Below are 11,554 nucleotides of genomic sequence, written 5' to 3'. Positions count from 1 at the left end.
CAGCTAACGCTGAGAGGGGTTTTGAGGGTAAATAGCCTGACGATGACCTACTTTCACACGGGAACCCGCACTATCATCGGCGCGGAGTCGTTTCACTGTCCTGTTCGGGATGGGAAGGAGTGGGACCAACTCGCTATGGTCGTCAGGCTTGACTTGTTGGCCTGCTGTTGCGTGGAACAGCAAACCCAATTCGTAGAGTTGCATTGTAGCGCGGGGCTACAAGCGTGAATCAGCTTTGATTTGATTGCGTCTTCAAACTTCGTTGAAGGAAGAACGGCTTAACGTGTGATCCTCGTCCTCTGACGTGCCACCTTGCTAGGTTTTGCACTGTCAAAGTTATAGGGTCAAGCCTCACGGGCAATTAGTACTGGTCAGCTTAACGCATTACTGCGCTTCCACACCCAGCCTATCAACGTCCTGGTCTCGAACGACCCTTCAGGGGGCTCTAGGCCCCGGCAAGACTCATCTTGAGACGAGTTTCCCGCTTAGATGCTTTCAGCGGTTATCTCTTCCGCACTTAGCTACCCGGCAATGCCACTGGCGTGACAACCGGTACACCAGAGGTGCGTCCACTCCGGTCCTCTCGTACTAGGAGCAGGCTCTCTCAATCTTGCAGCGCCCACGGAAGATAGGGACCAAACTGTCTCACGACGTTTTAAACCCAGCTCACGTACCTCTTTAAATGGCGAACAGCCATACCCTTGGGACCGGCTACAGCCCCAGGATGAGATGAGCCGACATCGAGGTGCCAAACACCGCCGTCGATATGAACTCTTGGGCGGTATCAGCCTGTTATCCCCAGAGTACCTTTTATCCGTTGAGCGATGGCCCTTCCATACAGAACCACCGGATCACTTTGTCCTACTTTCGTACCTGCTCGACTTGTCAGTCTCGCAGTCAAGCACGCTTATGCCAATGCACTATCAGCACGATTTCCGACCGTGCCTAGCGTACCTTCGAACTCCTCCGTTACACTTTGGGAGGAGACCGCCCCAGTCAAACTGCCCACCATACACTGTCCCCAACCCGGATCACGGGCCAAGGTTAGAACCTCAAACACACCAGGGTGGTATTTCAACGTCGGCTCCATAAGATCTAGCGACCTTACTTCAAAGCCTCCCACCTATCCTACACAGATCTGTTCAAAGTCCAATGTAAAGCTACAGTAAAGGTTCATGGGGTCTTTCCGTCTTTCCGCGGGGAGATTGCATCATCACAAACATTTCAACTTCGCTGAGTCTCTGGAGGAGACAGTGTGGCCATCGTTACGCCATTCGTGCAGGTCGGAACTTACCCGACAAGGAATTTCGCTACCTTAGGACCGTTATAGTTACGGCCGCCGTTTACTGGGACTTCAGTCAAGAGCTTGCACCCCATCATTTAATCTTCCAGCACCGGGCAGGCGTCACACCCTATACGTCGACTTTCGTCTTTGCAGAGTGCTGTGTTTTTAATAAACAGTCGCAGCCACCGATTCTCTGCGGCCTCATTGGGCTCCATTTGTACAACTTCACCTACTAAAGGCACACCTTCTTCCGAAGTTACGGTGTCAATTTGCCGAGTTCCTTCTCCAGAGTTCTCTCAAGCGCCTGAGAATACTCATCACGCGCACCAGTGTCGGTTTGCGGTACGGTCGTCTATAGCTGAAGCTTAGTGGCTTTTCCTGGAAGCAGGGTATCACTCACTTCGTCTGCAAGCAGACTCGTTATCACCCCTCATCTAAGCCCGGCGGATTTGCCTACCAGGCACGACTACAGGCTTGAACCGGGACATCCAACACCCGGCTGAGCTAACCTTCTCCGTCCCCACATCGCACTATAGATCGGTACAGGAATATTGACCTGTTTCCCATCAGCTACGCATCTCTGCCTCGCCTTAGGGGCCGACTCACCCTACGCCGATGAACGTTGCGTAGGAAACCTTGCGCTTACGGCGAGGGGGCTTTTCACCCCCTTTAACGCTACTCATGTCAGCATTCGCACTTCTGATACCTCCAGCATCCCTCACGAGACACCTTCACAGGCTTACAGAACGCTCTCCTACCACGTGCAATAAATTGCACATCCGCAGCTTCGGTAACTGGCTTAGCCCCGTTACATCTTCCGCGCAGGACGACTCGATCAGTGAGCTATTACGCTTTCTTTAAATGATGGCTGCTTCTAAGCCAACATCCTGACTGTTTTAGCCTTCCCACTTCGTTTCCCACTTAGCCAATTTTAGGGACCTTAGCTGGCGGTCTGGGTTGTTTCCCTCTTGAGTCCGGACGTTAGCACCCGGTGCTCTGTCTCCCAAGCTGTACTCATCGGTATTCGGAGTTTGCCAAGGTTTGGTAAGTCGCCATGACCCCCTAGCCTAAACAGTGCTCTACCCCCGATGGTAATACTTGAGGCACTACCTAAATAGTTTTCGGAGAGAACCAGCTATTTCCAAGTTTGTTTAGCCTTTCACCCCTATCCACAGCTCATCCGCTAGTTTTGCAACACTAGTCGGTTCGGACCTCCAGCACCTGTTACGGTACCTTCATCCTGGCCATGGATAGATCACTTGGTTTCGGGTCTACACCCAGCGACTAATTCGCCCTATTCGGACTCGGTTTCCCTGCGCCTTCCCTATTCGGTTAAGCTCGCCACTGAATGTAAGTCGCTGACCCATTATACAAAAGGTACGCAGTCACCCTTGCGGGCTCCTACTTTTTGTATGCATGCGGTTTCAGGATCTATTTCACTCCCCTCCCGGGGTTCTTTTCGCCTTTCCCTCACGGTACTTGTTCACTATCGGTCGATTACGAGTATTTAGCCTTGGAGGATGGTCCCCCCATATTCAGACAGGATTTCACGTGTCCCGCCCTACTCTATTCGTGCCTAGTTCCACAATCAACATTTCTCATACGGGGCTATCACCCGCTTTGGCCGGACTTTCCATTCCGTTCTGATATGCCAACTGCTAAAACACGAGGGCTACTCCGATTTCGCTCGCCACTACTTTCGGAATCTCGGTTGATGTCTTTTCCTCGAGCTACTGAGATGTTTCAGTTCACCCGGTTCGCCTTGCATGCCTATGTATTCAGCATGCAATACCTCTTGCGAGGTGGGTTTCCCCATTCGGAAATCTCCGGATCAAAGCTAATTTGCCAGCTCCCCGAAGCTTATCGCAGGCTATCACGTCCTTCGTCGCCTGTAATCGCCAAGGCATCCACCACATGCACTTAGTCACTTGACCCTATAACTTTGACATCGCTGACTGCAATGTCGTCAAGGACTCAGTTCGATCTTGTATTCATCGAACTGTTTTTGAGTATTACGCGTTTCGCCGTTCTTCATTACTCTCAACTTGTTAGCTGAGTTGAAGTCTGGTGACGCAATCAAATGTCATTGGCGGCACGGTGCCGTCAGCCCCTTTACGAGCTGCAGCTTTCCGCCAACAACGCTGATTCGACTCTACGAATTGTTAAAGAACAACAGCCGACTTTTTTAAGTCTAAGACTGGCAAACCTCAACAGCGACTTCTCGCTTGCTGAGGTTTGCCAACCCTGATGAGTGAACTGGTGGAGGATGACGGGATCGAACCGACGACCCCCTGCTTGCAAAGCAGGTGCTCTCCCAGCTGAGCTAATCCCCCGGGATCTTCTACAAATCCGTGGTGGGTCTGGCTGGATTCGAACCAGCGACCCCCGCCTTATCAAGACGGTGCTCTAACCGACTGAGCTACAGACCCACGCGTTCTTTGCGTTGCCTGCCAGCGCCCGTTGAGGCCATCGCCCAAGCTCACGCTTTGTTCACTCACTGTTGTGTTTACAGCCGATAAGTGTGAGCGCTTGAAGAAGAAGTGCTAGTTGGATCTCGCTGGTCAGCTGCTGCAGGCAACAACCAACTGCTCGATCATTTTCTAGAAAGGAGGTGATCCAGCCGCACCTTCCGATACGGCTACCTTGTTACGACTTCACCCCAGTCACGAACCCTGCCGTGGTAATCGCCCCCCTTGCGGTTAGGCTAACTACTTCTGGCAGAACCCGCTCCCATGGTGTGACGGGCGGTGTGTACAAGACCCGGGAACGTATTCACCGCGGCAAGCTGATCCGCGATTACTAGCGATTCCGACTTCACGCAGTCGAGTTGCAGACTGCGATCCGGACTACGACCGGGTTTCTGGGATTAGCTCCCCCTCGCGGGTTGGCAGCCCTCTGTCCCGGCCATTGTATGACGTGTGTAGCCCTACCCATAAGGGCCATGATGACCTGACGTCATCCCCACCTTCCTCCGGTTTGTCACCGGCAGTCTCATTAGAGTGCCCTTTCGTAGCAACTAATGACAAGGGTTGCGCTCGTTGCGGGACTTAACCCAACATCTCACGACACGAGCTGACGACGGCCATGCAGCACCTGTGTCCAGGTTCTCTTTCGAGCACTCCCACATCTCTGCAGGATTCCTGGCATGTCAAGGGTAGGTAAGGTTTTTCGCGTTGCATCGAATTAAACCACATCATCCACCGCTTGTGCGGGTCCCCGTCAATTCCTTTGAGTTTCAACCTTGCGGCCGTACTCCCCAGGCGGTCAACTTCACGCGTTAGCTACGTTACTGAGAAGAAACCCTCCCAACAACCAGTTGACATCGTTTAGGGCGTGGACTACCAGGGTATCTAATCCTGTTTGCTCCCCACGCTTTCGTGCATGAGCGTCAGTACAGGTCCAGGGGATTGCCTTCGCCATCGGTGTTCCTCCGCATATCTACGCATTTCACTGCTACACGCGGAATTCCATCCCCCTCTACCGTACTCTAGCTATGCAGTCACAAAGGCAGTTCCCAGGTTGAGCCCGGGGATTTCACCTCTGTCTTGCATAACCGCCTGCGCACGCTTTACGCCCAGTAATTCCGATTAACGCTTGCACCCTACGTATTACCGCGGCTGCTGGCACGTAGTTAGCCGGTGCTTATTCTTCAGGTACCGTCATTACCCCGAGGTATTAACCCAGAGCGTTTCTTCCCTGACAAAAGCGGTTTACAACCCGAAGGCCTTCTTCCCGCACGCGGCATGGCTGGATCAGGCTTGCGCCCATTGTCCAAAATTCCCCACTGCTGCCTCCCGTAGGAGTCTGGGCCGTGTCTCAGTCCCAGTGTGGCTGGTCGTCCTCTCAGACCAGCTACAGATCGTTGGCTTGGTGGGCCTTTACCCCACCAACTACCTAATCTGATATCGGCCGCTCCAATTGCGCGAGGTCTTGCGATCCCCCGCTTTCACCCTCAGGTCGTATGCGGTATTAGCTGCTCTTTCGAGCAGTTATCCCCCACAACTGGGCACGTTCCGATACATTACTCACCCGTTCGCCACTCGTCGCCAGGTTGCCCCGCGTTACCGTTCGACTTGCATGTGTAAGGCATGCCGCCAGCGTTCAATCTGAGCCAGGATCAAACTCTACAGTTCGATCTTGATTACTCAACGGAATCGAACAAAGACTATTTGCATAGCTTCATTCTTTCTTCCGTGAGCGTTTAAAGTCCAAAGGACTTGATGAACATCACTGTCCATCGTCACTTCGCTTCAAACGCCCACGCTTATCGGCTGTGAATTCTTAAAGAACTTCGCTCAACTTCAGCAGCTTTGCCACCTTGTTTCGCGCCGCTGATCAGTGATCAGCGAAGAGGCGAGATTATTGACGACTTTCGTCTTAGTGTCAACACCTATTTGCCTCGATCTGCTGTCGATCAGCTTTCGCCGATCTCTGGCACATGCAAGCCCTGCTCTCAAGGCTTGCATCTGACAGCGCAGATGGAAACGCCCGGTCTGTCGACCGGGCGTCTCGTCGTAAATAGCCTGACGATGACCTACTTTCACACGGGAACCCGCACTATCATCGGCGCGGAGTCGTTTCACTGTCCTGTTCGGGATGGGAAGGAGTGGGACCAACTCGCTATGGTCGTCAGGCTTGACTTGTTGGCCTGCTGTTGCGTGGAACAGCAAACCCAATTCGTAGAGTTGCATTGTAGCGCGGGGCTACAAGCGTGAATCAGCTTTGATTTGATTGCGTCTTCAAACTTCGTTGAAGGAAGAACGGCTTAACGTGTGATCCTCGTCCTCTGACGTGCCACCTTGCTAGGTTTTGCACTGTCAAAGTTATAGGGTCAAGCCTCACGGGCAATTAGTACTGGTCAGCTTAACGCATTACTGCGCTTCCACACCCAGCCTATCAACGTCCTGGTCTCGAACGACCCTTCAGGGGGCTCTAGGCCCCGGCAAGACTCATCTTGAGACGAGTTTCCCGCTTAGATGCTTTCAGCGGTTATCTCTTCCGCACTTAGCTACCCGGCAATGCCACTGGCGTGACAACCGGTACACCAGAGGTGCGTCCACTCCGGTCCTCTCGTACTAGGAGCAGGCTCTCTCAATCTTGCAGCGCCCACGGAAGATAGGGACCAAACTGTCTCACGACGTTTTAAACCCAGCTCACGTACCTCTTTAAATGGCGAACAGCCATACCCTTGGGACCGGCTACAGCCCCAGGATGAGATGAGCCGACATCGAGGTGCCAAACACCGCCGTCGATATGAACTCTTGGGCGGTATCAGCCTGTTATCCCCAGAGTACCTTTTATCCGTTGAGCGATGGCCCTTCCATACAGAACCACCGGATCACTTTGTCCTACTTTCGTACCTGCTCGACTTGTCAGTCTCGCAGTCAAGCACGCTTATGCCAATGCACTATCAGCACGATTTCCGACCGTGCCTAGCGTACCTTCGAACTCCTCCGTTACACTTTGGGAGGAGACCGCCCCAGTCAAACTGCCCACCATACACTGTCCCCAACCCGGATCACGGGCCAAGGTTAGAACCTCAAACACACCAGGGTGGTATTTCAACGTCGGCTCCATAAGATCTAGCGACCTTACTTCAAAGCCTCCCACCTATCCTACACAGATCTGTTCAAAGTCCAATGTAAAGCTACAGTAAAGGTTCATGGGGTCTTTCCGTCTTTCCGCGGGGAGATTGCATCATCACAAACATTTCAACTTCGCTGAGTCTCTGGAGGAGACAGTGTGGCCATCGTTACGCCATTCGTGCAGGTCGGAACTTACCCGACAAGGAATTTCGCTACCTTAGGACCGTTATAGTTACGGCCGCCGTTTACTGGGACTTCAGTCAAGAGCTTGCACCCCATCATTTAATCTTCCAGCACCGGGCAGGCGTCACACCCTATACGTCGACTTTCGTCTTTGCAGAGTGCTGTGTTTTTAATAAACAGTCGCAGCCACCGATTCTCTGCGGCCTCATTGGGCTCCATTTGTACAACTTCACCTACTAAAGGCACACCTTCTTCCGAAGTTACGGTGTCAATTTGCCGAGTTCCTTCTCCAGAGTTCTCTCAAGCGCCTGAGAATACTCATCACGCGCACCAGTGTCGGTTTGCGGTACGGTCGTCTATAGCTGAAGCTTAGTGGCTTTTCCTGGAAGCAGGGTATCACTCACTTCGTCTGCAAGCAGACTCGTTATCACCCCTCATCTAAGCCCGGCGGATTTGCCTACCAGGCACGACTACAGGCTTGAACCGGGACATCCAACACCCGGCTGAGCTAACCTTCTCCGTCCCCACATCGCACTATAGATCGGTACAGGAATATTGACCTGTTTCCCATCAGCTACGCATCTCTGCCTCGCCTTAGGGGCCGACTCACCCTACGCCGATGAACGTTGCGTAGGAAACCTTGCGCTTACGGCGAGGGGGCTTTTCACCCCCTTTAACGCTACTCATGTCAGCATTCGCACTTCTGATACCTCCAGCATCCCTCACGAGACACCTTCACAGGCTTACAGAACGCTCTCCTACCACGTGCAATAAATTGCACATCCGCAGCTTCGGTAACTGGCTTAGCCCCGTTACATCTTCCGCGCAGGACGACTCGATCAGTGAGCTATTACGCTTTCTTTAAATGATGGCTGCTTCTAAGCCAACATCCTGACTGTTTTAGCCTTCCCACTTCGTTTCCCACTTAGCCAATTTTAGGGACCTTAGCTGGCGGTCTGGGTTGTTTCCCTCTTGAGTCCGGACGTTAGCACCCGGTGCTCTGTCTCCCAAGCTGTACTCATCGGTATTCGGAGTTTGCCAAGGTTTGGTAAGTCGCCATGACCCCCTAGCCTAAACAGTGCTCTACCCCCGATGGTAATACTTGAGGCACTACCTAAATAGTTTTCGGAGAGAACCAGCTATTTCCAAGTTTGTTTAGCCTTTCACCCCTATCCACAGCTCATCCGCTAGTTTTGCAACACTAGTCGGTTCGGACCTCCAGCACCTGTTACGGTACCTTCATCCTGGCCATGGATAGATCACTTGGTTTCGGGTCTACACCCAGCGACTAATTCGCCCTATTCGGACTCGGTTTCCCTGCGCCTTCCCTATTCGGTTAAGCTCGCCACTGAATGTAAGTCGCTGACCCATTATACAAAAGGTACGCAGTCACCCTTGCGGGCTCCTACTTTTTGTATGCATGCGGTTTCAGGATCTATTTCACTCCCCTCCCGGGGTTCTTTTCGCCTTTCCCTCACGGTACTTGTTCACTATCGGTCGATTACGAGTATTTAGCCTTGGAGGATGGTCCCCCCATATTCAGACAGGATTTCACGTGTCCCGCCCTACTCTATTCGTGCCTAGTTCCACAATCAACATTTCTCATACGGGGCTATCACCCGCTTTGGCCGGACTTTCCATTCCGTTCTGATATGCCAACTGCTAAAACACGAGGGCTACTCCGATTTCGCTCGCCACTACTTTCGGAATCTCGGTTGATGTCTTTTCCTCGAGCTACTGAGATGTTTCAGTTCACCCGGTTCGCCTTGCATGCCTATGTATTCAGCATGCAATACCTCTTGCGAGGTGGGTTTCCCCATTCGGAAATCTCCGGATCAAAGCTAATTTGCCAGCTCCCCGAAGCTTATCGCAGGCTATCACGTCCTTCGTCGCCTGTAATCGCCAAGGCATCCACCACATGCACTTAGTCACTTGACCCTATAACTTTGACATCGCTGACTGCAATGTCGTCAAGGACTCAGTTCGATCTTGTATTCATCGAACTGTTTTTGAGTATTACGCGTTTCGCCGTTCTTCATTACTCTCAACTTGTTAGCTGAGTTGAAGTCTGGTGACGCAATCAAATGTCATTGGCGGCACGGTGCCGTCAGCCCCTTTACGAGCTGCAGCTTTCCGCCAACAACGCTGATTCGACTCTACGAATTGTTAAAGAACAACAGCCGACTTTTTTAAGTCTAAGACTGGCAAACCTCAACAGCGACTTCTCGCTTGCTGAGGTTTGCCAACCCTGATGAGTGAACTGGTGGAGGATGACGGGATCGAACCGACGACCCCCTGCTTGCAAAGCAGGTGCTCTCCCAGCTGAGCTAATCCCCCGGGATCTTCTACAAATCCGTGGTGGGTCTGGCTGGATTCGAACCAGCGACCCCCGCCTTATCAAGACGGTGCTCTAACCGACTGAGCTACAGACCCACGCGTTCTTTGCGTTGCCTGCCAGCGCCCGTTGAGGCCATCGCCCAAGCTCACGCTTTGTTCACTCACTGTTGTGTTTACAGCCGATAAGTGTGAGCGCTTGAAGAAGAAGTGCTAGTTGGATCTCGCTGGTCAGCTGCTGCAGGCAACAACCAACTGCTCGATCATTTTCTAGAAAGGAGGTGATCCAGCCGCACCTTCCGATACGGCTACCTTGTTACGACTTCACCCCAGTCACGAACCCTGCCGTGGTAATCGCCCCCCTTGCGGTTAGGCTAACTACTTCTGGCAGAACCCGCTCCCATGGTGTGACGGGCGGTGTGTACAAGACCCGGGAACGTATTCACCGCGGCAAGCTGATCCGCGATTACTAGCGATTCCGACTTCACGCAGTCGAGTTGCAGACTGCGATCCGGACTACGACCGGGTTTCTGGGATTAGCTCCCCCTCGCGGGTTGGCAGCCCTCTGTCCCGGCCATTGTATGACGTGTGTAGCCCTACCCATAAGGGCCATGATGACCTGACGTCATCCCCACCTTCCTCCGGTTTGTCACCGGCAGTCTCATTAGAGTGCCCTTTCGTAGCAACTAATGACAAGGGTTGCGCTCGTTGCGGGACTTAACCCAACATCTCACGACACGAGCTGACGACGGCCATGCAGCACCTGTGTCCAGGTTCTCTTTCGAGCACTCCCACATCTCTGCAGGATTCCTGGCATGTCAAGGGTAGGTAAGGTTTTTCGCGTTGCATCGAATTAAACCACATCATCCACCGCTTGTGCGGGTCCCCGTCAATTCCTTTGAGTTTCAACCTTGCGGCCGTACTCCCCAGGCGGTCAACTTCACGCGTTAGCTACGTTACTGAGAAGAAACCCTCCCAACAACCAGTTGACATCGTTTAGGGCGTGGACTACCAGGGTATCTAATCCTGTTTGCTCCCCACGCTTTCGTGCATGAGCGTCAGTACAGGTCCAGGGGATTGCCTTCGCCATCGGTGTTCCTCCGCATATCTACGCATTTCACTGCTACACGCGGAATTCCATCCCCCTCTACCGTACTCTAGCTATGCAGTCACAAAGGCAGTTCCCAGGTTGAGCCCGGGGATTTCACCTCTGTCTTGCATAACCGCCTGCGCACGCTTTACGCCCAGTAATTCCGATTAACGCTTGCACCCTACGTATTACCGCGGCTGCTGGCACGTAGTTAGCCGGTGCTTATTCTTCAGGTACCGTCATTACCCCGAGGTATTAACCCAGAGCGTTTCTTCCCTGACAAAAGCGGTTTACAACCCGAAGGCCTTCTTCCCGCACGCGGCATGGCTGGATCAGGCTTGCGCCCATTGTCCAAAATTCCCCACTGCTGCCTCCCGTAGGAGTCTGGGCCGTGTCTCAGTCCCAGTGTGGCTGGTCGTCCTCTCAGACCAGCTACAGATCGTTGGCTTGGTGGGCCTTTACCCCACCAACTACCTAATCTGATATCGGCCGCTCCAATTGCGCGAGGTCTTGCGATCCCCCGCTTTCACCCTCAGGTCGTATGCGGTATTAGCTGCTCTTTCGAGCAGTTATCCCCCACAACTGGGCACGTTCCGATACATTACTCACCCGTTCGCCACTCGTCGCCAGGTTGCCCCGCGTTACCGTTCGACTTGCATGTGTAAGGCATGCCGCCAGCGTTCAATCTGAGCCAGGATCAAACTCTACAGTTCGATCTTGATTACTCAACGGAATCGAACAAAGACTATTTGCATAGCTTCATTCTTTCTTCCGTGAGCGTTTAAAGTCCAAAGGACTTGATGAACATCACTGTCCATCGTCACTTCGCTTCAAACGCCCACGCTTATCGGCTGTGAATTCTTAAAGAACTTCGCTCAACTTCAGCAGCTTTGCCACCTTGTTTCGCGCCGCTGATCAGTGATCAGCACAGAAGCGAGATTATGACTTGTTTTTCTCAAACTCGTCAAGCGTTTTAAACATTTACTGTTCGCCGCGCTTTTCGCTTCCCTTCACTCACCACCACCGCTCTTGCGAGCCGCTGTGATCAGCGAAGCCCGCAACTGTAGCACAGGATTT

The 11,554-nt window shown here is 52.8% G+C and carries 4 tRNA genes and 6 rRNA genes; all 10 read right to left on the bottom strand.

Annotated features, from left to right (window positions below):
• Positions 1 to 34 precede the first annotated feature (34 nt).
• Positions 35 to 147: ribosomal RNA gene (gene rrf / locus DFR39_RS19625) — 5S ribosomal RNA — on the bottom strand.
• 193 nt (positions 148 to 340) lie between these two features.
• Positions 341 to 3,219: ribosomal RNA gene (locus DFR39_RS19620) — 23S ribosomal RNA — on the bottom strand.
• Between the two features lie 323 nt (positions 3,220 to 3,542).
• Positions 3,543 to 3,618, bottom strand: a tRNA-Ala gene (locus DFR39_RS19615).
• A 19-nt stretch (positions 3,619 to 3,637) separates the two neighbouring features.
• Positions 3,638 to 3,714: transfer RNA gene (locus tag DFR39_RS19610), tRNA-Ile, on the bottom strand.
• Positions 3,715 to 3,889: 175 nt separating this feature from the next.
• Positions 3,890 to 5,418 (bottom strand): 16S ribosomal RNA (locus tag DFR39_RS19605).
• Between the two features lie 388 nt (positions 5,419 to 5,806).
• A 5S ribosomal RNA gene (gene rrf, locus DFR39_RS19600) occupies positions 5,807 to 5,919 on the bottom strand.
• A gap of 193 nt (positions 5,920 to 6,112) precedes the next feature.
• Positions 6,113 to 8,991: ribosomal RNA gene (locus DFR39_RS19595) — 23S ribosomal RNA — on the bottom strand.
• A 323-nt stretch (positions 8,992 to 9,314) separates the two neighbouring features.
• A tRNA-Ala gene (locus tag DFR39_RS19590) sits at positions 9,315 to 9,390 on the bottom strand.
• Positions 9,391 to 9,409: 19 nt separating this feature from the next.
• Positions 9,410 to 9,486: transfer RNA gene (locus DFR39_RS19585), tRNA-Ile, on the bottom strand.
• Positions 9,487 to 9,661: 175 nt separating this feature from the next.
• Positions 9,662 to 11,190, bottom strand: a 16S ribosomal RNA gene (locus DFR39_RS19580).
• Together the 16S, 23S and 5S rRNA genes with 4 tRNA genes alongside form the textbook arrangement of a ribosomal RNA operon.
• Between the last annotated feature and the right edge of the window lie 364 nt (positions 11,191 to 11,554).

It is taken from the genome of Roseateles asaccharophilus (assembly GCF_004362405.1).
GTDB classification, from domain to species: Bacteria; Pseudomonadota; Gammaproteobacteria; order Burkholderiales; family Burkholderiaceae_C; genus Kinneretia; species Kinneretia asaccharophila.
The sequence above is the reverse complement of the archived record's forward strand: the minus strand, read 5'-3'. Positions and strand labels throughout refer to the sequence as shown.